This window comes from Dolichospermum sp. LEGE 00240 (assembly GCF_015207875.1).
Classification (GTDB): Bacteria; Cyanobacteriota; Cyanobacteriia; order Cyanobacteriales; family Nostocaceae; genus Dolichospermum; species Dolichospermum gracile.
The window spans coordinates 15,085-37,110 of record NZ_JADEVZ010000041.1 but is presented as its reverse complement, the minus strand read 5'-3'; the positions used below and the strand labels follow the sequence as shown (position 1 = coordinate 37,110).

The window sequence follows — 22,026 nt, the reverse complement described above, 5'->3', positions numbered from 1 at the left end:
CCCTCTTTAGTTATAATTACGCCAAATACCCACCAAAGAACCTTGTACCTCTACTTGCATTGCTGATACTTCTATCGGGTGATAATTACGATTTGCAGGTTTAAGAGTGACAAGATCATCATGGCGATAAAATCGTTTTAAAGTTGTTCCATGTCCTTCCACCCTCGCCGCGACGATAGTTCCATTTTTTAATTGATTTGGTTCGGCTACAGGGCGCAAAAATACGACATCACCATCTGCTATTAAATCCTCAATCATACTATCCCCCGCGACTCTTAAGGCATAGCTTTGAGGAGGTAATGATAAATTAGCCAAATCTAAATGTTCCACCGCATCAGTGAACGGTTCAATTAAACCACCAGCGGCAATAGTTCCTAAAATTGGTATACCTTGTTTAACAGGATGAACTATCCGCAAAGTTCTTGCCCTGCCTTCATTCCAGCCAATATAGCCCTTATTGCGTAAATGTTCTAACCGACTTTGAATGGGTGCGGGAGATTTCAAATTCATCCCTTCCATCATTTGGCGAATTGATGGAGAATGTTGATTCAACCTGATATATTCTACCAACCATTCGTATAGTTCTTTTTGGGGTTCTGTGAGACGTTCCATAATTTTTTTGGGAAGTAAATAATAAATGTCCCTAGAACATTGGTACTACAAAATTCTTCCCTTAACAAGTTTTTATTAAAAATTCATGGTAATTAGTAACTAATAGGGAATAGGGAACAGGAAGGAACGGGGAACAGGGAATAGGGAACAGGGAACAGGGAACAGATAAGAATTTCACCAATTACCCATTACCAATTACCAATTACCCATTACCAATACTGTTATTTTGCCCCAAGAATACTTGCAAGTAAAGCTTTTTGAGCGTGGAGGCGATTTTCTGCCTGATCCCAAACCCGTGATTGTGAACCTTCAATTACCTCTTCAGTAATTTCTTCACCGCGATGGGCTGGTAAGCAGTGTAAAACAATTGCTTCTGGATCTGCAAGACTTAATAATTGTTGTGAAATTTGATAAGGTTGAAAAACAGGGAAGCGATTATTGGCTTGTGTTTCTTGCCCCATGCTTGCCCAAACGTCAGTATAAAGTACGGATGCACCTTTTGCTGCTGCTTCAGGATCGTGAGTCAAGATAACTTCAGTTTTTTTATTAGCTATTTCCCTAGTTTTTTCCACAATTTCTGCATCTGGGGCATATCCTGACGGAAAAGCGATTCTGACATTCATTCCCACCAAAGCACAACCCAACATCAGGGAATTAGCGACATTATTCCCATCACCGACATAGGTTAATGTTAAACCTGCCAAACTGCCAAATTTTTCTTGAATGGTGAGTAAATCTGCCAATATCTGGCAGGGGTGTTCTAAATCCGTGAGGGCATTAATTACAGGAATTTTCGCATATTTGGCAAAAGTTTCCAACTCCTGTTGAGCAAAGGTACGAATTGCTAAAACATCTAAATAACGATCTAACACCCTAGCAGTATCCTGGATAGGTTCTCCTCGACTCACCTGAGTGACATTAGGATGGAGATCAATTACCTGTCCGCCCAGTTGGTACATTGCGACTGTAAAACTGACTCTAGTGCGTGTTGAAGCTTTGGAAAATAACAAACCTAGAACCTTGTTACAATGCAACTTGAGTTTTTCTGACTTGAGTTGAGTAGCCAATTCCAGAAGTTCTTGCAGTTCCTCAGAACTCAGATCCGCTAGACTTAATAAATCTCTGCCTATCAATGCTGCCATGCTTGATTATCTATAAAGAACAAATGTTCCTGCGCTTTGGTATAGCCGTGTCACCAGGAATACTCCAATTGCACTGTACCAAATATTTTTGCATCAATCTACAGCACGACAGCTAGTTTTAGCGATTCTTGGCAACTGGAAAAATATTTTGTTTACCCTCTAGACAAATAATATGCCTATGCTATAATATGGAATCGGTGGGACAATGAAAAACGTTCTTACCCAAACCGCCAGCATAGCACAGTGGTAGTGCATCCGACTTGTAATCGGAAGGTCGTAGGTTCAAATCCAACTGCTGGCCTTTTGAAATTTTTTGTTAGTGTGGTTTGCGATCGCATTTTGGAGATGTAGGAAGTGAGATCGCAACAAAGTAATTATAAGAGTGGTGCGTTACATTTCATTAACGCACCATACAATACCAGTATTCCATCCCATGGTGAATCTTCACTTTATCAACGACACAGATAAAATTTGTTATTTTAGCAGCACAAGCAAAAATAGAAGAATTAAATGGAAATCAAGTAATTGTTGCTACTACCAATGTTAAACATTTATCCTGATTTGTAGATGCTCGTGAAAAATATGAAGAAAAATATCATAAATTATCACATTATTATTAATAACTGATGATTGGCTATGGTTAATTCTACCAATCACCAACCACCAATCACCAAATTAAGTCAACGCTTCCGCACCACCGACAACTTCCAGAAGTTCCTGGGTAATTGCGGCTTGACGGGCTTTGTTGTAAGACAAAGATAGACTTTTAATCAATTCACCGGCGTTATCGCTGGCGTTACTCATTGCTGTCATCCGTGCGGCTAATTCACTAGCTGCTGATTCTTGTAACGCTCTTAATAGCTGATTGCTCAGATATAATGGCAACAAAGAATCCAGAATTTGCACTGGATCTTGTTCAAAAATCATGTCACTAGGTAAGGCTGTCACTGTACTAGCTACCTTTTCCCGTTCTACTTGGAATTGACCACCACGGGTAGTTAAACGGAAAACTTCATCATCCGCTGCTTCTAAACCTTGGGTATCCAAAGGTAGAAGGGTTTGGATGACGGGACGGGAACTAACCAAGGAGACAAATTTTGTATAAACTAGCTCAATCCGGTCTACTTTTTCCGAAAGGAAGAGAGAAAGTAGTTCATCAGCAATATTTGTCGCTTCTGCGGCGGTAGGAATTTGTTCTAAACCGCTGTAGGTAGCATCAATAGGCTGATTCCGTCGTTGGAAGTATTGAGTAGCTTTGCGACCAACCAATACATAAGTATAGTTTACGCCTTCAGCTTGGAGTTCCTTGGCACGATTTTCGGCACGACGGATGACGTTACCGTTGTAACCACCACACAAACCCCGATCGCCAGAAATTACCAACAAACCTACTGTTTTAACTTCACGTTTTTTCAGTAGGGGGAGGTTAACATCTTCAAACCGCAGTCTGGTTTGCAAGCCATACAATACTTGCGCCAAACGGTCCGCAAAGGGACGGGTAGCAATTACTTGTTCTTGAGCGCGACGGACTCTCGCCGCTGCTACAAGCCGCATGGCTTCCGTGATTTTTTTGGTGTTTTTGACCGACTGGATGCGATCGCGTATTGATTTGAGATTAGCCATAATTTTTAGGTCATTGGTAATTGGTAATTGGTAATTGGTAATTGGTAATTGGGTAAAAGTTATTGCTATTACCTATTACCCACTACCTATTACCTGTTACCTGTACTCTCCCCTACGCTGCTGCTTGGAAGGTCTTTTTGAACTCGGTTAGTGCTGCTTTCAAAGAAACTTCTTCTGCATCACCGAGGACTTTTGTACCTTGTACTGCTTGGTAATAAGCGGTGTTAACATTTTTCAAGTAATCACGTAAACCCTTAGCAAAGGTAGTTACTTGATTAACGGCGATGTCATCTAAATAACCATTAATACCAGCGTAAAGAACCGCTACTTGTTCAGCTACGGAGAGAGGATCGTTTTGGGGCTGTTTTAAGAGTTCCCGTAAACGCACACCACGCGCCAACTGATCTTGGGTGGCTTTATCTAAATCAGAAGCGAATTGAGCGAAAGCTTGTAAGTCGTCAAATTGCGCCAATTCCAATTTAATCTTACCGGCAACTTTTTTCATTGCCTTGGTTTGGGCCGCAGAACCTACACGGGATACTGAGATACCAGGGTTTACAGCGGGACGGATACCAGAGTTAAACAAGTCAGAAGACAAGAAAATCTGACCGTCGGTAATGGAAATTACGTTGGTAGGAATGTATGCGGATACGTCACCAGCTTGGGTTTCAATGATAGGTAATGCAGTCATGCTACCTTTACCTAATTCATCGCTGAGTTTAGCAGCACGTTCCAACAAGCGAGAGTGAATGTAGAATACGTCTCCAGGATAAGCTTCCCGACCGGGTGGACGACGGAGGAGCAAGGACATTTGGCGATAAGCCTGAGCTTGCTTGGAAAGGTCATCATAGATGATTAAGGTCGCTTTGCCTTTGTACATGAAATACTCAGCAATACTAGCGCCTGTGTAGGGAGCGAGGAATTGCAAGGTAGCTGGGTCACTGGCGTTAGCAGCAACAACTACTGTGTAATCCATCGCGCCTTTTTCTTGTAGGGTTTGGACTACGTTAGCAACGGTGGAAGCTTTTTGTCCCACAGCAACGTAAACGCAAACTACATCTTCACCTTTTTGGTTGATGATGGTGTCAATAGCGATCGCTGTTTTACCTGTTTGGCGATCGCCAATGATTAATTCCCGTTGACCACGGCCTACAGGAATCATGGAGTCAATAGCGGTAATCCCTGTTTGCATCGGTTCATGTACAGACCGACGGGCAATAATCCCAGGGGCTGGGGATTCAATTAACCGAGTTTCAGTAGTTTTAGGATCACCTTTACCATCAATAGGACGACCCAAAGCATCAACAACGCGACCAATGAGAGCGTCACCTACGCCTACTTGGGCAATTCTACCAGTAGCGGTTACAGAGCTACCTTCTTGAATACTCCGACCTTCGCCCATCAATACCGCACCAACGTTATCTTCTTCTAAGTTTTGGGCGATACCAATTGTGCCATCTTCAAATTCTAGGAGTTCCCCAGCCATAGCTTTTTCCAAGCCATAAATCCGGGCAATACCGTCACCTACTTGTAGCACTGTACCAACGTTAGCAACTTTAACCTCTTGGTCATATTGCTCGATTTGTTGTTGGATGATGCTGCTGATTTCGTCAGGTCTAATGGAAATGCTCATTTGTCAGTTGTTAGTTGTCAGTTGTCAGTTGTCATTTGTCAGTTGTCATTTGTTTTTATTGACTACTGACATTTATCAGAACTTCCTAGTTACTGCTTAAACGCAAAGAGAGACGACGTAGTTGACCACGCAAACTAGCGTCAATTACTTGAGAACCAACTTTGATAATTACACCACCAATTAAATCGCTGTCTATTTTGGTGGCTAATTCCACTCTTACAGCTTTGGTCAGAGTAATTACCTTTTCTGTAATTGCTTGCTGTTGGGTTTCTGTGAGGGGAACCGCAGAAGTAATTTCAGCCAATACAGTTTGATTTAGCTGGCGTAAGAGCGCCAAATACTGCTCTAAAATTGGTTCTAAGAAAGCAATGCGTCTTCTGTCAACTAACAGCAGTAAAAAGTTACGTAGGCAGGGGTTTACACCTTCCCCAAGTAATTGTCTGAGAACAGTTTTCTTGTTCTCTGGCTTCACAAAGGGATTGCTTAAAAAGTTAGTGAGTTCTTGACTCCCTGTTAATAAGCCAATAAATGTCCGTGCGTCTCCCCCAACTTCTTCTGTTAAGTTTTGAGATTGAGCAATGGATAACAATGCCTGTGCATAAGGCTGAGATATTTCAGCGGTAGCTGCATCACTTTTCATATCTCGCCTCCCAGTTGTGCGATGCTACGATCAATTAAAGTTTGTTGAGCATCTGCGCTAATACCACCCTTGAGTTGTCCTTCCACTTTTTGCAGTGCTTGTACAACTACTTTTTGTCGAAGTTGGGCGATCGCTTTTTCTAGTTCTGCATTCAAATCCGATGCTGCGGTTTCTTTCAACCGGGCTACATCCAGATTCGCCTTAGCTAAAATAGCCTCTTTAGCAGCTTGAGCATTTTGTTCAGCTACTTGAGTGATTCTCTGTGCTTCTTGCTGTGCTTGGGTTAACTGTCCTTGGGCTTTAGCCAAAGAAGTTTGAGCCTCCCGCAAGCGTCCTTCCGCATCTTGAATAACGCTTTCAATATTAGAGCGTCTTTCATTCAAGATATTAGTTAAAACTTTGCGTCCAAAGTAGAATAGTATGCCAATCAGAATTACTAAGTTAATTAGATTGGTTTCCAGGATGTCTAGGTTTAGACCGAAACCGCCTTCTGCCATTTCAGAGTGAACAGCTTCTGCGGCAAGTAATAAAATATTGCCCATGTTACCCATCTACAAGTGCGCTGCTCGCTTGGTAATTCCTTAATTTTTCCCGATAGGGAAAAAAGTGCCAATTTTTTGGACACCTAAATTTCACCACTTTCTAGGCAAATACCCTTAAGTGTTTATGCTTTCGTAGCACCAATTTGGTCATATAACCATCGCCCAGGTAGCAAGAAAATCAACTCATCATGGAACTCTGACCACAAACGGGTTTTACTCCTGACTCCCGACTTCTGACTCCTGACTCCTGCTATATTATTTCGCCAAAGCAGGTCCTAATAGTTTTTCTAGAATCTGGTTGCTGAGGGCATCAACTTGCGTTTCTAGGGTAGCCATAGCTGCTTGCTTTTGTTGCTCTATTTCCCTAGCAGCTTGTTCGCGTTGAGCTTGTGCTTCCTGTTGGGCTTGGGCTATTTTTTCTGCCGTAATTTTCTTAGCTTCATTCTGGGCAGCTTCTATAGTCAACTGAGACTGCTTACGCGCAGATGACAGTTGCTGCTCATACTCTTTTGCTAAGGTTTCAGCTTTAGCCAAGCGATCGCGAGCATCAAGGTTATTGGTACGGACATAATTATCCCGATCATCCAATACCTTAGTCATAGGCTTGTAGAAAATTGCATTCAACAAAGCTGCCAACAACAGGAATTGCAATGCCATCAATGGCAAGGTAGCATCGAAATCAAACATTTCTCTCCTCTTTGGCTGGAATACTAATTTTCTTGGCTAGTAAGATGATCCAGCCTGTGATAATTTTACGAATCCCGTTCTCACCAATGATCAATAAGTTGCCAGTTTGTAGAGGCGTGTAGATGTCTAGCTTTTCGCTGTCTGTAACAGGGAATTTTAGATTTTAGATTCAAAAAATTTGGTATAAACCCTGTCCTTCAAGACGGAAACATACTCGCTGCGCTGCGTACGCTTCGCTAACGTAAATCCAAAATCGTAAATCTAAAATCCAAAATCGTGTGACATCTTTCACGTCTCTACACTAACAAAACTTTTTCGGTCTTAGGCAAAAGGGTTAGCGAATAGCAATACCAAGGCAATTACCAAACCGTAAATTGTCAAGGATTCCATGAAGGCTAATGTTAAAAGTAGTGTGCCGCGAATTTTGCCTTCTGCTTCGGGCTGACGTGCAATACCTTCTACTGCTTGACCTGCTGCATTACCTTGACCAATACCAGGTCCAATTGCAGCTAAACCGATAGCGAGAGCAGCAGCTAGAACTGAGGCAGCTTGTACTAATGGATCCATGACGATTTTCCTTGCTTTAACTACAAAAATTACAAATGTACGTAACGAACTAGATTTGTGTTTTTACACTACACTAGCTTCTTAAGTCGCCTAAGCGATATTTTGAGCAAGTCTGCTCGTCTGATAGTGCAAAGTGGCGCAAGCCATACTGTGCGATCAACTGAGGGCGTTAATGCTCCTCATGTCCTTCTTCGCCGTGTCCCTCTAAGGCTTCATGAATATACGCCCCGGCTAGGGTAGCAAATACTAGGGCTTGAATGGCACTAGTAAACAAACCCAACGCCATTACTGGCAAAGGCACAAAGAGAGGCACAAGCAATACCAATACCGCCACTACTAATTCATCCGCCAATATATTTCCAAATAGACGGAAGCTTAGGGAGAGGGGTTTGGTGAAATCTTCGAGAATAGCAATTGGCAATAAAACTGGTGTTGGCTCAATATATTTCTTAAAGTAGCCTAAACCTTTCTTGCTAAATCCAGCGTAAAAATACGCTAAAGAGGTTAACAATGCCAATGCGACTGTTGTATTGATGTCGTTGGTAGGGGCTGCTAGTTCACCAGAAGGCAATTTAATTAGCTTCCAGGGAATTAATGCTCCTGACCAATTTGATACGAAGATAAACAAGAATAGCGTACCAATAAATGGTACCCAGGGGCGATACTCTTTCTCTCCGAGTTGGTTTTTCGCTAGATCCCGAATAAATTCTAGGGCATATTCCATCAAATTTTGGATGCCTCTAGGAATTTTTTGGACGTTTCTGGTGGCAGCTAGTGATGCTATTACTAGGATAGCAATCACAAACCATGAGGTGAGAAATACTTGCCCATGTATTTTGAGACTGCCCAGTTGCCACAAGAAGTGATGACCTACTTCTAATTCGGCGAGGGGAAAAGCGTTAAAAGCGTTTAATACACTAAGCATGGGCGTTCTTCAAGGTTTTTCCCCAAAAATCGAGGATTGGAGGATTGTCTGTAGTCTGTAGAGGTTTAGCACTGTACTTTACCCCTACACCCTTTAAGCTTCAGGAATGAATGCAGTTTGCACCATATAGATGAGGAGGGTAGCTTTGTAGGTGAGAAATCCCAAGAATATCGGCAGGATATGTAGCTGATGCCATTGACTCGCCAATATAATCGGTATCATGATCAGAGCAAAACGATTTTTACTCAAACTTTGTTTTTCACCACCAAGTCTCTCGACATCGTTAGCCAGCATTTTTAAGTAAACCACACCTGTACACGCCCCAATCAAATAATTTAGGGCTATGTTTAAGGAATAAAAAATCCACACAGAGATAAAAATAATCCCCGTCAACACAAGTGTGATTACTAGCAACTTCTGATAGAGTTGATAGAACTCTTGCATGGAAGAGTTTACTGGTTCTGTTTGAGCAAAACCAGATTCCTCATCTTGTTGTGTTGTCTGAGTCGGTGCAATTGATTCTTCTGACAAGCTCACGAGACTTGAAACCAGTACAGCTAATATGAGATGACTGCACATTCAGTCAGTTGAATCATATCACGATCCGGTAACACTACTTTAGAAAAAAACAATTAACTTATTTTTTGAGGAGTCAGGAGTCAGGAGTCAGGAGTTCAGGAGTTCAGGAGAAAGAATTAATTTTTCCCTTTGCTGTTACTCCCTCTCGGTGGGGTTTAGTAAGAGTTGTTGTTGTTTGAGGAGGTGTCTTACTGCGTCTAAGTCTAGCTCGACTTGGGCTAGAATGTTAGTCAATATGGCAGAACAATCATATTTGTTCATGAACTCAAGTTCAATATTTCGATATTTCTATGAAAACATCACATCCAGATATTATCGTCACCAGCCCAGATGGAGAATATTTGATGATTGTTGAAGTAAAACTCAATGATGTCAGAGAGCAAGGTCAATATGCTATGAATCAGCTAAAACGCTACATGATTGAGCTTGGTTGCTCTCTTGGTTTGCTTGTGGCGGGAGAGCGTGTTATTGTCCTACGAGATTCTTTTGATGATTCTCAGGGTTCATCAATTCGCGTAGTTGGTGAAGCAAGACTTCCAAATTACTTATTACCACCAGTAGATGAGCAATGGAGGGGAAACCCTTACCTTGAGTTTGAATCACAAGTTCAGCGATGGCTAGAGAAATTGAAATTGCAAACTAGTATAGACAGTTTACCAGATGATTTGAGAAATTTGTTTGGCGGACGGATAATCAATCTTCTACGACTTGGTGAAGTCAGGGCTGGTGGACCAAGGTGGAGCAAAGTTGCAAAATGAAGCCTCAAGCGGTTTTTGTCGAAACAAACTGGGTTGTAGATATTCTTAAACCTGAACATTTACAGACTCCCCAAGCGGCTCAATTACTTGAACTTGCGGAAGCTGGAGAGTTTGAGTTACATTTACCTGCTATCTGCCTCACAGAAGCACGTGAAACTATACCCCGACGATTTACTCCACGTAATGATTCTAACGATCTACGTAAATTTGTCCAATGGGCTAAAAGACAAGGGAAACTGACTACAGAAGACGCTAATGCAGCGTTTCGAGTCTTTGATAAGTTTGATGGATTAGTTACAAATGAATTAACAAAAGTCCCAGAAAGATTGAGAGAATTAGCCCAGCATCCAAATTTGAATGTTTTTCCTCTTTCAGAGTCTATGCTAGAACGGCAAGTTTCTATTGGGGCAATGGATACTTCCCTAAAACCTTATGATATGGCTGTATTGGCTGCAATCCTTGTCAGGGCTGAGGATTTGCAGCAACAAGGACATTCATGGGTAGGTTTTTGTGAACTAGATTCTGATCTTCAACCTTGGGATAAAAATGGGGTATTAAAACCTATTCTTAATGATCTCTACAATGCTTCTCGAATCTGGGTGTATCGAGATTTTTTGGTGGAAGATGTAGATGAACTTCCCGAAGTTTGGTTCTCTTCTAATTAATCGGGTGTCAGTAAGATCATTTGTTGTTGCAAAAGACTTCTGACTCCATGTAAATCAAACTGCACTGTGGTTAAAATCTCTGCTACGGTAGATTTACCATCACATTTTTGCATAAACTCAAATTCGGCTGTTGATAAGTTAACTATTTGGTAATCATAGTTAAATAAGCATTGACTGGGAAACCCATCTATGCAAGGGTTAAGTTCAGGTATGGCTGCTAATAATGTGTTATCTGCTGACCAGTCGGTTTTGGGTAGGGGAGGACGACTGAGGAAAAATTCGTAATGTGCTACTTCAGGATTCAGTAATTCTATCAAACGGTAACGTTGACGTTCTGTGAGTTCAGATGCTCGTTCAATTAGTTCTGGGGCTTTTTCTAGCAGCTTTTCTAGTTGCCAAAATCCGGGATTGGAAAAACCTACAAAGTCTAATTCGGAAGCGTCTATGAATTTAAACAATGTATCAATATTGTAGTCTGTTTCCTGGGGATGGACGTACATATCGGCGAAACATTCATCTCGCTGGTTTTCCATTGACCATCTTTCTTTTTCCCGCTTGACAATGCGGTTGTTTTCTGGTAGGGAAGCAAATATTTGTCGTCCGACTTCGACACCATCACGATAGTCGCCTTTTTTGTTACCTTGAAGAAGAGCGATCGCCTTTTGCATAAGTTGTATTTCCCATCTTCCCAGTTCTCCATACACAAAAATGTGCATTAGTCCACCTGGAGTGAGTTTTTTCGCTAATGCTTGGATACCACGAATGGGATCTGGGAGATGATGAAGCACCCCAACACAATTTATTAAATCAAATTGTCCGGGAATTTGTTCCACATCATAGATACTTAAGTGATGAAATTCCACACGGTCAGCACCGGAACTTTGACAGCGTTTTTTTGCGACTTCTAATGTACCAGCACTTAAATCTATGCCCACTACCTGCGCTTGGGGGTTGAGATGTACTAAATATTCTGTGCCGACTCCTGAACCACAACCAGCATCTAAAATGTGGATATCTTGCCTTTGCGGTTTTCTACCTGTGCAGAAGCTATAAGCAGCTAACCAATTCCAACGCCAATTGTAACCTGGTGGTGGTTCGTCGAGGATAGGTTCGGGGGGGAAAGGGTAGGTATCGTAGAGTTTCGCAACAGCAGCACTTACTTGGGAGTCGGACATGATTAGGAGTAACTCAGCATCTCTGAGTTTAGCTGATGGGGGGATTTTGGGCAAAAAATAAATTCTGTCTATTCGTAGGGTTTAGCAATACTAAACCGTTACTGTTAATGGCTATGGGTATTGATTCCGCAATAACACTAATGTTCATATAACTGACTTACCATCTCATCCAATTGTTTATAAGTTGAACGAATATCAGAAATGGTATCAGTTATTGCTGTTTGTAACCGAGTACATTCATCGAATATTTGCTGGATATATTCATCTGTTTTAGGTATTTTACCTTCCTGGATTAAATCTGTCCAAGTTAAGCCCCGTTTTTCATATTGTTGAAGATAAATTTTCAGAAATTCTAAAACCATTGTACTTTCTGAAGATAGGCATTCTTGACGACCATTTAAAAGTTTATCATCTTTTACTTTTATTTTCGTGATACTTTGATTACGTTCACCGATAATTTCAAATCTGTGCGGTTCTGCGTTTAAAAAATTCCAACAAGGTAAATTTAGACTTTCAAAAACTTGCCGAAAATTAACTTCGATTGTTGGATCACTATCACTATAATCGAACTTAATTTTATGTCCTAATTGTGTCAATGTATATAAATTCAAATTCGATTCTATTAAATGATTAACATAATCAATAAATGGCTGTTGTTCTTCTAAAGAAATATTTTTAACGGGAAATTCTTTCAAATCATCAGGATATATACGACTTTTAGCTATTTGAGTTTTACTATTGACACTCATAATATGTGTAAAATTCTAAGATTCCTGTTTGTCTAACCGCTTGTTTCTTCTCTTCTAAAACTCTATCAATATCTGTTTCGTTGACTTGTCCTTTTGCTGCTAAAGCGGCAGCTAAAACTCTTCTAATTCTCGCCCGACTTAATCCTTGACAGGCTTTGATTAATTGTTCTTTTCCTAGTCCATTTAAGTTAAGTTTAATTATTGGTTAGGTGTTGATGATTAGTATGAAGAAAGGTTAATTTTTATGAAATTAATGTAATAATCAATACATGATTCACGTCTAGTAATCATCAAATAACAATCCTGTAAATCCTTTAATCCTGGTTATCCTGATTCAGACAAAATATTATAAACTGAGTCATTAACCATCGAATAACAATCCTGTAAATCCTCTAATCCTGGTTATCCTGATTCAGACAAAATATTAAGTTAATACTCATTAACCATCAAATAACCATCCTGTAAATCCTATAATCCTGGTTATCCTGATTCAGACAATATGTTACAATCGGAATAGAGGTAAAATCAAAAATTCCGTAATTAAATTGATCAGAAAAGACAATGCAACAAATTAATTTTGATGCTCGTGTAGATGAAAATGGTTGTTTATATCTGAAACTTCCCCCAAATTTTGCCGGAATGGAAATAACAGGAAAACTTTTATATCAAGCTCATCCTATTTCCTTACCAAATCGCCAAGAGAATAAAATTGATATTAATCTTGTTCGGAGTATTTGTCATCAGATTAGAAATTTACCAGTTCTTGATAGCAGAACTCCTGATGAAATTATTGGTTATAACGAGTTTGGAATCCCAGAATAATGGTTATTGATACTTCTGCTATTATGGCAATTATTTATGCTGAACCTGAAGAATTGATATTTATTGAACTTATTAACGAAAGTGCAGAATGTTTACTTTCTTCTCCAGGTTATGTGGAAGCATCCATTGTTTTAGGTACTAAACATGGTCAGCAAGGTGTAGAAAATTTGAGTTTATTAATTGCAGCATTGTCTATAACTATTGTACCTTTTACTGTAGAACAGGCACAATTAGCAAGTGCAGCATTTTTAAAATTTGGTAAAGCCATATCAAGATGTCCAGGATTTAAGGATGTACAGGATGTGATTGGATAATTTTTTGTTGTGTGGTGAATGTTGTGGTTGTCAGAATCAGGATGTCCAGGATTTGAGGATGTAGAGGATGTGATTGTTTAATTATTGGTTAGGTGTTGATGATTAGTATAGAGAAAAACGAATATTTATGAAGTGAGATGTAAGAATAAATACATGAGTCTCATCTATCAACCATCAAATAACAATCCTGTAAATCCTAAGCTGTTACGCAGCTAAATTTGATAACCATAATTTACTTGAACTTTGTAGTGCGGGCATCTTGCCCGCTAGAATTATACAAACTAAATGCACAACAGCTTATAATCCTGGGTATCCTGATTCTGACAAAATATTATACTTCATGAAGCATCATTACCCGCCTGGGAATAAATTCCCAGTCTCATAGCGAAAGTCCGTTAAAACGGACTAAAATAATTTAGCAGTTTAGAGTTTATAATTAATATATAGTGTAATATTGCCTATAACTTAGTAAATGACATAAATAATTAGGACTTACGCACTATACAAATTAACCATGATGTGAATGAACGAAAATCCGTCGTTTCAGGCTTTAGGCGATTAACTTCTGTTCAATAGCGAACTGCTTGCAGCAGCGCTTCGCTATCGCTCAAAAATAATCAAAAAATCACGTTAAAATGCCCAAAACCCATACCTCATATTTGGTTGATCCTGTCAATGCGTAAGTCCTAGAAATATAATTCCCTCAGCAGAACAGCAAAATTTAACATCAGCAGAAAAAGTAGCACAATTTCAAGAATGGTTATCTCAATTTCCTCAAAGTAGTATTACCCTATCAGATGAAGCACTGCGTCGAGAAAATATTTATGATGAGAGAGGAATATGAAAAGATATTTACTGGATACCAATATTGTTCTTAGATTTGCAAATTCTCAATCTCAGGAATGTTACCGAAATTACAATTATTCATCCTCAAAGTATTAATAGCTAAAAATATTGTGAATGCAATTAATTATCCTGTAAATCTTATAATTCTGGTTATCCTGATATGGCTTACGCTACGCTATCAGACAATATGTTACAATCTGAATTGAGAGAAACAGGAGCATAAAACTATGCCATTAATCAAAATACCAAGACATTATCTTGTATCTCAAGATGAAGATTCAATTACAGTAGATGTACCTGAATCCATGCTATTACATTGGAAAAAAGACTATGAAAAAATTATTCAAGCCAAAGGAATTTTAAAGCATAAAAAAGCAGCAATGTTAGATCATTTAGATACTCTGCGTCAGGAATGGGAAGAATGAAATATGTTTATGATACCAATATTTTTATTTACTATTTAGCCGATGATATAACAGTTAATTCATGGTTTACAGAAGAGTTTTTGAATTTGCACGAAATTCTAGTTTCACCAATTATCCGCATTGAATTACTGAGTTTTGTCGGCTTATCAAAAGAAGAGCAACAGTCCATTGAAGATTTACTATCCCAGTTTAACACAGTTTCATTGTTACGAGAAATTGAAAATCAGACAATCCAAATCAAACGACAATATAAAATTAAACTTCCTGATGCAATTATCGCCGCTACAGCAATAAATCAAGACGCATTTTTAGTAACAAGAAATGTCGGTGATTTTAAAGGAATTACTGGACTAAAGATTGAAAATCCTTTTGTTAGTTGATAATGGGGGACGATAAAACAACAGCCATTAACTATCAAATAACCATCCTGTAAATCCTCTAATCCTGGTTATCCTGATTCTGACAAAATACTATGCTTCGTGAAGCATCATCACCCGCCTGGGAATAAATTCCCAGTCTCATAGCTAAAGTCCGTTAAAACGGACTAAATAAATTTTGCAATAACCATCCTGTAAATCCTCTAATCATGGTTACCCTGATTCTGACAACATGACCTAAATTTATAAACAATCAATATTTGCTTTGGCAAAATTTAGAATTTCTATAGTTCTTCAAATAATCAAATCAGCTTTCGTAATGCTAACAGCAGTATTAGGGAAGGTGTCAAAATGTATGCAAGACTATACATTAATTAGGGTTTGCGGAATAAACTTAGAACTGAGATATATCAAGAGTTGGAAGGTAAAAAAGGTGAAACAAGTGCAAGGAATAAGCGTTGAAACTACCGAAACCCTATCACTTGACCAAATTCAAGACTATTCTGATCTTCTTCTAATTCTTCCTCCTGACTCCTGACTCCTGACTCACGTCACGCTGCGCTATCACAGATAACTTTTTCAGCAACCCCTAATTAAGTATATTCAACACTTGTGTTAATCTCAATCTATGTTATATGATCTGAGGCTTATTTAAGATGGAGATAAAAACACAAGGAACGAAAATAAGCGTTAGACTGAATAAATCATCTTAATGTGGCTCTACATCACCTGTAATAGTGCCATATATAGGTTTAACGAACTTGACTATAAACGAATTTAAGTTAGGCTGATAAGGTCTCAATTTTATCAAGTATAGTTCTGACAGACCGAGAAAGCCAAAATGTGAATTTTAGTAACTAAGTCTGTGATAACTACCTGATAAATTGAATAGTTTGATACTTCTTTAAGAATCGTTATCTACTAACCTGGACGAGTTAACTAACTAACGAACTCATGAAACACCAAAAATTGTAAAAACTATTCTACAATACCAGTTCATGAGAAAATCTAAAGAAAATATAAAATAAACTCAAATGACTGTGGTGTCTGGAGGGACAAGTGTTTTTAAGATTAGCAAACGAGCATAGACAATTTGTTCAAGATTTGGTAATGAATTTGCAAGCTTTAGCAGTTGTACTAGAGAGGTATGGTTATCCAGCTTCTTGTTATACTTGCGGCGACCAAATGAACAGTGCATCTTTTATGGTCAGCTTAGGCGATAATCATTTAATCCGGTTTTTAGTATCTGATTATGGGATTACTTGGACAGAAATGCGTGATGATCGAGAGTTAATGAAGTTAGAGGGTGCAGAAGCGATTAATCAGTTAGAGGAACTAGCTACCCTTGTTAAAGAGGCGATGCGAAACTCTAAGGATACTGAGCATTCATCTGCGAAGAGTAAACGGATCTTACAGAATGCAGTGGGAAGTATGAAAACTCACCGATAATCTCCTGACACTATCTTGGTATTTCAGGCTGCTATTTTCTGTTACCTGTGAGAGGATGAAGATAGGCCTAGAATATCTCTGTAGAACCACACATTATAAGGGCAAGACCCTTTCGGAAGCAAGCTACACACAGCAAAATTCAGGAGTCACCGAATCAGGAGTAAAACTTGCTGTATCTTGACCCTATACTGAATATGACCAGGTTTCAGATAGACTTGGTGAAGATAGGGCTGTCCGTTGATTTGATAATTTTTGGTACATTAATATTAACTTCTAAAAAATCATTGTCTTTGAGAATTTGATAGAGATTGACATCTTTCTCTAGTAAGCAGGCGTGACCACTATGTGGTAGGATGAACGACTGGGTATTGGGGAAAATATTTGCCAATCTGTTGATTTCACTCACAGAGGGTAATAAGCGATCGCTACCACTGCCAATGAGTAAAATTGGTTGTGTTAGCTGTTGTAGCTCTTTGCTATCAACCTGGAAATCTCGCAGTAGGGATAAGCGCCAATTTACGGTTTCTGATGGGAGGGAACGCATAGCTGTAAGTAGTGTATGGCGATCGCTTGGAGAAATCCGTTCTAATGATGCTAGAAACGGTAACAAACCCAACGCACCAACATTAAATAGAAATGATGGCACAAACTGAGTAGCCGGGGATATCCAATTAAACCAAGATTGCTGCTGCAAAGCCGAAGCAGGATTAATTAAGATAATACGCTTAAATAACTGCGGTGACTGGATTGCGACTTGTATTGCTAAACAACCACCAAAAGATTCACCACATAGATATATTGTCCGTTGACAGCTTTTTTCCAACTCAGCGTGAACCAAGTCCAAAACATTCTTCGCTAAAACATCCCAAGTGGCCAGACAGTTTTTGGGTATGGACAAGCAACGAATATCTAAACCAGAGGCTAACCCTGGGATTTGAGATTGCAATAACTCACCAGTCCCATCCATACCTGGCAAATAGACAAATAAGGGAGAGTTTGATTGTACTGGATTTGGCGTTAAAAAACAAGGTTGAGGATCAACTGCTGGCATTTTACTTATTTTTATTCATCTACTCTATCTTTAACTGTACCCTTTCCCTTATCCAGATAGAGATTGTGACGAAATTTTTATCTTTTGTCATCTGTCTAAAATCAACCTTTCCAGATAAAAAATCATCCACTCTGAAACCATAATTACAGAATTTATCGCAATTTGTATTCATCATATATAAGTATGTGATTCAGCATTCAGTCCCTAGACATTAGCTAAATGCTTTGAGTAAATTTTTAATAGTTATTTTCATAATTAACGAATTGAGAATTCTCAAATAAGGCTCACTAAATTAGGAACTTCTCCAACAACAACCTAGTAAATTATTCAAAATTGAAACTAACAGTTTGGTCAATTATCCACGCAATTAGTTATATTGCTAGAGTTTCAGTTAGTGTATTCTCTGTAACTACTAAGGAAAGAAACAGGTTTTACCATGATTATTAGTAAATACTTTCTCTGATTTAGTTAAAAATCAGATGGATTTATAGAAGTAATTAAACAATTCTTCAGTCCATAAACTTGTTATCCATCGCCAGGAGTTTGAAAAAAACAGTAGCAATGTTATATAATTACGTAGTTTTGTCTAAATCATCTAGATTATTAATAGAGAAAACTGATTAATAATTTGCTTTTATAGTCCATGAATCTTGTGAATAAAACAGAAAAGACTTTTGCACTGACCACACCATTGTACTATGTCAACGATGTTCCGCATATTGGCAGTGCTTATACAACTATAGCAGCGGATGTAGTCGCCAGATTTAATCGCTTACAGGGACATCAAGTGCTACTAATTACAGGTACGGATGAACACGGGCAAAAAATTCAGCGTTCAGCAGCAAATTTAGGAAAACCACCACAAGATTTCTGTGATGAAATCGTTCCCAGTTTTATTAACCTGTGGGATTTACTCGACATTCAATATGATCGCTTTAGTCGGACTACAGCGCCTCGTCACCAAGGGATAGTTAAAGAGTTTTTTCAGCGAGTTTGGGAAAATGGCGACATTTACCAAGGAGAACAAAAAGGTTGGTACTGCGTTTCCTGTGAAGAGTTTAAGGAAGAACGGGATTTACTTGCAGACAAACACTGTCCCATCCATACTAACAAACAAGTAGAGTGGCGAGATGAGCAGAACTATTTTTTCCGCTTATCTAAGTATCAAACCCAGTTAGAGGAGTTTTACCAATCCCACCCAGATTTTATCCAGCCTGTCAGCAGACGAAATGAAGTTTTCAATTTTGTCGCTCAAGGTTTACAGGACTTTTCAATTTCCCGGGTAAATCTGGATTGGGGTTTTCCTGTCCCTGTGGATTCTCAACATACATTGTATGTATGGTTTGATGCTTTGCTGGGTTATGTAACAGCATTGTTAGAACCAGATGCAGAACCAACCTTAGCTAATGCTTTACAAGCATGGTGGCCGATTAACCTGCACTTGATTGGTAAAGATATTTTACGCTTTCATGCTGTGTACTGGCCCGCAATGTTGATGTCCGCAGGTTTACCTTTACCAGACAGGGTATTTGGACATGGTTTCCTAACTAAAGATGGTCAAAAAATGGGGAAGACTTTAGGTAACACCCTTGATCCTATTACTTTAGTGGAAAATTATGGTAGTGATGCCGTTCGTTATTACTTCCTTAAGGAAATCGAATTTGGGAAGGATGGCGATTTTAATGAAATAAGGTTCATTAATGTTTTGAATGCAGATTTAGCGAATGATTTAGGTAATTTGTTAAATCGGACTTTAAACATGGTGAAGAAATACTGTGCTAGTCAAGTACCGTCCATTAACCAATCAGCTATTCCCATTGAAAATCCTTTGAAAGCAATGGGGTTACAGTTGGGAGAAAGGGTGAAACAAGCATACACAGCATTAGCTTTTAATGAAGCCTGTCACTATGTTTTATCTCTGGTACAAGCCAGTAATAAATTTATTGATGATCAAGCTCCTTGGTCATTATATAAACAAGGTAAACAGTCAGAAGTGGAAATGGTGCTATATGCGGTTCTAGAATCTGTCAGACTAGCAGCTTATCTTCTCTCCCCAATTATTCCTAATATCAGTAGTGATATTTATCAGCAATTAGGCTGGGGGATTAATTTCAATGAACAAAAGGAAAGTGCAATTTTAGCTCCTTTTTGTACCCACTCCACCTGGGGAATATTATCCGATCAACAAATATTGGGAACACCAAAACCAGTTTTTAAACGGATAGAAACATCAAAATAAAAGATTCATTTTGGGAACTGCGAATTTCTTAAAAAACCAAAGAATTCGGGGAAAAGGGAGGAAAATTTTAGATTTTAGATTTTAGATTGAAGATAACAAAAACAATCCAAAATCCAAAATCCAAAATCCAAAAATTAATAACTCTTGCCTTCTGATAGCGAAGCGTGGCGTTAGCCATACTCCCGAATTCTTATCATAAGCAACTCTAACAAGTAGATAGTTAGAACTTTCTATCATAACAGGGATAACAACACAAGGTATGACAACAATGTTGAACAATTTTGAAAACGACTCAATATTTACCCCAGAACAGGTTTTGGAAAATCGGGGTCGGGTGGCTATCTTTATTGATGGCTCAAACTTATTTTATGCGGCGCTCCAACTAGGAATTGAAATTGATTATACTAAGTTATTGTGCCGTTTGACTGGGGGATCAAGACTATTGCGGGCTTTTTTCTATACAGGAGTGGATCGGACAAATGAGAAGCAACAGGGCTTTTTGTTGTGGATGCGTCGTAACGGTTATCGGGTGATTGCTAAGGACTTGGTGCAATTACCGGATGGTTCTAAAAAAGCTAACTTAGATGTGGAAATAGCTGTTGATATGATGGCATTGTGCGATTCCTATGATACCGCAGTTTTAGTCAGCGGTGACGGCGATTTGGCTTATGCTGTCAATTCTGTCAGCTATCGTGGGGTGAGGGTAGAGGTGGTGAGTTTGCGTTCTATGACTAGTGATAGTTTAATTAATGTGAGCGATCGCTATATTGATTTAGAAGCCATCAAAGAAGATATCCAAAAAACCCCCCGTCAAAGTTATCCATATCGGCCATTGTCTAGTATGGGCTTTTTAGACGATCCTAGAGATAGTAGTAGACATCTAGAAGTTCCAGAATAATGCAATATTCACAAGCTAGGGAGAATGGAAGACAAGATGAAAAACATCAGAGGGGAATTAAAAATCATTCTCCCCGCTTCTATTCATTTTTGGGGTTAACATTACCAACTAATTGGTTTTACCTACCTTTGATATTATGTTTAGGTTTATGCTTGTCGAGTTGCGGTAATCCATCACCTACCCAATCCAAAATTGATCCTTCATCTCCAAAAGATGATGAAACTAAGATAACTTTTTCTGGGATTGTTTTTGAACAATTTGATGAGGTAGGTAGACCAATTTGGAAAGTTAAAGCTAAAGAGGCAAAATATACTACAGATAAACAGGTAGGTCAGGCGGAAAAGCCCGAAGGAGAACTTTACCAAGATGGAAAAGTTGTCTACCAAATTAAAGCAGAAAAAGCTAACATTAAGCAAGATGGTAAACAACTATTTCTTCAAGGTAAAATTGTCGCTACCGATCCCCGTAATGGGATTGTTTTCAAGGGTAATGAGTTAGAATGGCGACCTCAAGAAGATTTATTAATTGTTCGCAATCAGTTAAATGGTAGTCATAAACAATTACAAGCTGTAGCTCAAGAAGCCAAGATTAAAACTCGTGAACAACGGGTAGAATTTTCACAAGGAGTAGTTGCTAAATCCACAGATCCACAGTTACAAATGCGAACTGAGCATTTAATGTGGCATATTCAGGAGGAGAAATTATTTAGCGATCGCCCTATTCAAATAGAAAGATATAAAGACAACAAAATTACTGCACGTGGTCAGGGTAACGCCGCAGAAATTAATTTAAGAACTCAAATTGCTACTCTCAAACCACAGGCAAAATTAGAGTTAATAGCTCCACCAATGCAAGTTACTAGTAACTCTATCACCTGGAATATTAATAAAGAAAATATTACCACAAATTCTCCTATTCGCATATTCCAATCTGCTGAGAATGTGACTGTGACTGCTAATCAGGGAAAAATGAAAATACCAGAAAACACTGTGTATCTCACTGGTAATGTGAATGCGGTTGGAAAACGCAGTCAGTCTTTAAAATCAAATCAACTAACTTGGTATTTAGATAAAAAATTGTTAGAAGCTCAAGGAAATATCATTTATCGTCAAATTGAACCAAAACTAACTTTTCAAGGAGAAACAGCCGTCGGTAATTTAGAAACAGAAAATATTGTTGTTAAAGGTGGTAATTCTGCCAACAGCAGAGTAGTTACAGAAATTATTCCCCAGGAAGGTAGGTAGGGGGAGCAGGGGAGCAGGGGAGCAGGGTATAAATTTATTTTCTTCCTTCTTCCTTCCGACTCCT

General features: G+C 38.9%; 23 protein-coding genes and 1 tRNA gene. 11 read left to right on the top strand and 13 right to left on the bottom strand.

Annotated elements, in window-relative coordinates; all coding sequences use genetic code 11:
• Window positions 1-6 precede the first annotated feature (6 nt).
• On the bottom strand, window positions 7-612 hold the full coding sequence (gene lexA, locus IQ226_RS14660) for a transcriptional repressor LexA (RefSeq protein WP_027403745.1): 606 nt from the start codon (window positions 610-612) through the stop codon (window positions 7-9).
• A 221-nt stretch (window positions 613-833) separates the two neighbouring features.
• Complete coding sequence (gene argF / locus IQ226_RS14655) at window positions 834-1,754, bottom strand: ornithine carbamoyltransferase (RefSeq protein WP_027403744.1); 921 nt, start codon at window positions 1,752-1,754, stop codon at window positions 834-836.
• Between the two features lie 229 nt (window positions 1,755-1,983).
• Here argF and IQ226_RS14650 point away from each other — a divergent pair.
• A tRNA-Thr gene (locus IQ226_RS14650) sits at window positions 1,984-2,055 on the top strand.
• A gap of 374 nt (window positions 2,056-2,429) precedes the next feature.
• On the opposite strand, the gene IQ226_RS14645 is transcribed toward IQ226_RS14650, so the two are convergent.
• From IQ226_RS14645 to IQ226_RS14610, 8 genes are all read right to left on the bottom strand, one after another.
• Window positions 2,430-3,377, bottom strand: coding sequence for a F0F1 ATP synthase subunit gamma (locus tag IQ226_RS14645; protein ID WP_193896484.1), 948 nt, complete (start codon window positions 3,375-3,377; stop codon window positions 2,430-2,432).
• A gap of 112 nt (window positions 3,378-3,489) precedes the next feature.
• Entirely contained in the window at window positions 3,490-5,010 is a 1,521-nt protein-coding gene (gene atpA / locus IQ226_RS14640) for a F0F1 ATP synthase subunit alpha (RefSeq protein WP_193896482.1), read from the bottom strand.
• Window positions 5,011-5,095: 85 nt separating this feature from the next.
• A complete protein-coding gene (gene atpH / locus IQ226_RS14635) occupies window positions 5,096-5,650 on the bottom strand; it encodes an ATP synthase F1 subunit delta (RefSeq protein ID WP_193896480.1) in 555 nt (184 codons plus the stop codon).
• Window positions 5,647-6,201, bottom strand: a complete 555-nt coding sequence (locus IQ226_RS14630; RefSeq protein ID WP_193896478.1) for a F0F1 ATP synthase subunit B — start codon at window positions 6,199-6,201, stop codon at window positions 5,647-5,649. The genes atpH and IQ226_RS14630 overlap by 4 nt, the downstream gene beginning before the upstream one ends.
• Before the next feature lie 246 nt (window positions 6,202-6,447).
• Complete coding sequence (locus tag IQ226_RS14625; protein ID WP_193896476.1) at window positions 6,448-6,879, bottom strand: F0F1 ATP synthase subunit B'; 432 nt, start codon at window positions 6,877-6,879, stop codon at window positions 6,448-6,450.
• Window positions 6,880-7,200: 321 nt separating this feature from the next.
• Window positions 7,201-7,446, bottom strand: coding sequence for an ATP synthase F0 subunit C (gene atpE / locus IQ226_RS14620; RefSeq protein ID WP_013192016.1), 246 nt, complete (start codon window positions 7,444-7,446; stop codon window positions 7,201-7,203).
• Window positions 7,447-7,615: 169 nt separating this feature from the next.
• Window positions 7,616-8,371 carry a F0F1 ATP synthase subunit A gene (atpB, locus tag IQ226_RS14615; protein WP_193896474.1) on the bottom strand — a complete coding sequence of 252 codons (756 nt, stop codon included), beginning with the start codon at window positions 8,369-8,371 and terminating at the stop codon, window positions 7,616-7,618.
• A gap of 93 nt (window positions 8,372-8,464) precedes the next feature.
• Window positions 8,465-8,950 (bottom strand): ATP synthase subunit I, encoded by a 486-nt coding sequence (locus tag IQ226_RS14610; protein ID WP_193896473.1) that lies wholly within the window; start codon window positions 8,948-8,950, stop codon window positions 8,465-8,467.
• A gap of 290 nt (window positions 8,951-9,240) precedes the next feature.
• Here IQ226_RS14610 and IQ226_RS14605 point away from each other — a divergent pair, with 290 nt between their 5' ends.
• Complete coding sequence (locus tag IQ226_RS14605; RefSeq protein WP_193896471.1) at window positions 9,241-9,708, top strand: type I restriction enzyme HsdR N-terminal domain-containing protein; 468 nt, start codon at window positions 9,241-9,243, stop codon at window positions 9,706-9,708.
• Window positions 9,705-10,373 carry a hypothetical protein gene (locus IQ226_RS14600; protein WP_228039453.1) on the top strand — a complete coding sequence of 223 codons (669 nt, stop codon included), beginning with the start codon at window positions 9,705-9,707 and terminating at the stop codon, window positions 10,371-10,373. Before IQ226_RS14605 ends, IQ226_RS14600 begins: the two co-directional genes overlap by 4 nt.
• On the opposite strand, the gene IQ226_RS14595 is transcribed toward IQ226_RS14600, so the two are convergent.
• Window positions 10,370-11,548 carry a bifunctional 2-polyprenyl-6-hydroxyphenol methylase/3-demethylubiquinol 3-O-methyltransferase UbiG gene (locus tag IQ226_RS14595; RefSeq protein ID WP_193896499.1) on the bottom strand — a complete coding sequence of 393 codons (1,179 nt, stop codon included), beginning with the start codon at window positions 11,546-11,548 and terminating at the stop codon, window positions 10,370-10,372. The two genes, IQ226_RS14600 and IQ226_RS14595, sit on opposite strands and share 4 nt — an antisense overlap.
• A gap of 137 nt (window positions 11,549-11,685) precedes the next feature.
• A complete protein-coding gene (locus IQ226_RS14590) occupies window positions 11,686-12,297 on the bottom strand; it encodes a hypothetical protein (RefSeq protein WP_193896467.1) in 612 nt (203 codons plus the stop codon).
• A 561-nt stretch (window positions 12,298-12,858) separates the two neighbouring features.
• On the opposite strand from IQ226_RS14590, the gene IQ226_RS14585 reads away from it, so the two are divergent.
• The 5 genes from IQ226_RS14585 to IQ226_RS14565 all read left to right on the top strand — a co-directional run bounded on the left by IQ226_RS14585 (window position 12,859) and on the right by IQ226_RS14565 (window position 16,530).
• Window positions 12,859-13,119, top strand: a complete 261-nt coding sequence (locus IQ226_RS14585) for a hypothetical protein (protein ID WP_193896465.1) — start codon at window positions 12,859-12,861, stop codon at window positions 13,117-13,119.
• Entirely contained in the window at window positions 13,119-13,433 is a 315-nt protein-coding gene (locus IQ226_RS14580; RefSeq protein ID WP_228039452.1) for a type II toxin-antitoxin system VapC family toxin, read from the top strand. Before IQ226_RS14585 ends, IQ226_RS14580 begins: the two co-directional genes overlap by 1 nt.
• Before the next feature lie 1,073 nt (window positions 13,434-14,506).
• Window positions 14,507-14,704, top strand: a complete 198-nt coding sequence (locus tag IQ226_RS14575) for a hypothetical protein (RefSeq protein ID WP_193896463.1) — start codon at window positions 14,507-14,509, stop codon at window positions 14,702-14,704.
• The gene (locus tag IQ226_RS14570) at window positions 14,701-15,084 is read left to right on the top strand and encodes a type II toxin-antitoxin system VapC family toxin (RefSeq protein WP_193896461.1); all 384 of its coding nucleotides are present in this window, start codon (window positions 14,701-14,703) and stop codon (window positions 15,082-15,084) included. The genes IQ226_RS14575 and IQ226_RS14570 overlap by 4 nt, the downstream gene beginning before the upstream one ends.
• A 1,056-nt stretch (window positions 15,085-16,140) precedes the next feature.
• Window positions 16,141-16,530, top strand: coding sequence for a DUF1815 family protein (locus tag IQ226_RS14565; protein ID WP_193896459.1), 390 nt, complete (start codon window positions 16,141-16,143; stop codon window positions 16,528-16,530).
• A 205-nt stretch (window positions 16,531-16,735) separates the two neighbouring features.
• On the opposite strand, the gene IQ226_RS14560 is transcribed toward IQ226_RS14565, so the two are convergent.
• A complete protein-coding gene (locus IQ226_RS14560) occupies window positions 16,736-17,581 on the bottom strand; it encodes an alpha/beta fold hydrolase (protein WP_193896457.1) in 846 nt (281 codons plus the stop codon).
• A gap of 643 nt (window positions 17,582-18,224) precedes the next feature.
• On the opposite strand from IQ226_RS14560, the gene metG reads away from it, so the two are divergent.
• The 3 genes from metG to lptC all read left to right on the top strand — a co-directional run bounded on the left by metG (window position 18,225) and on the right by lptC (window position 21,962).
• Window positions 18,225-19,820, top strand: coding sequence for a methionine--tRNA ligase (gene metG, locus IQ226_RS14555; protein WP_193896455.1), 1,596 nt, complete (start codon window positions 18,225-18,227; stop codon window positions 19,818-19,820).
• Between the two features lie 268 nt (window positions 19,821-20,088).
• The gene (locus IQ226_RS14550) at window positions 20,089-20,718 is read left to right on the top strand and encodes an NYN domain-containing protein (RefSeq protein ID WP_096664423.1); all 630 of its coding nucleotides are present in this window, start codon (window positions 20,089-20,091) and stop codon (window positions 20,716-20,718) included.
• A complete protein-coding gene (gene lptC, locus IQ226_RS14545) occupies window positions 20,718-21,962 on the top strand; it encodes an LPS export ABC transporter periplasmic protein LptC (protein WP_193896453.1) in 1,245 nt (414 codons plus the stop codon). The genes IQ226_RS14550 and lptC overlap by 1 nt, the downstream gene beginning before the upstream one ends.
• The last annotated feature ends 64 nt before the right edge of the window (window positions 21,963-22,026 follow it).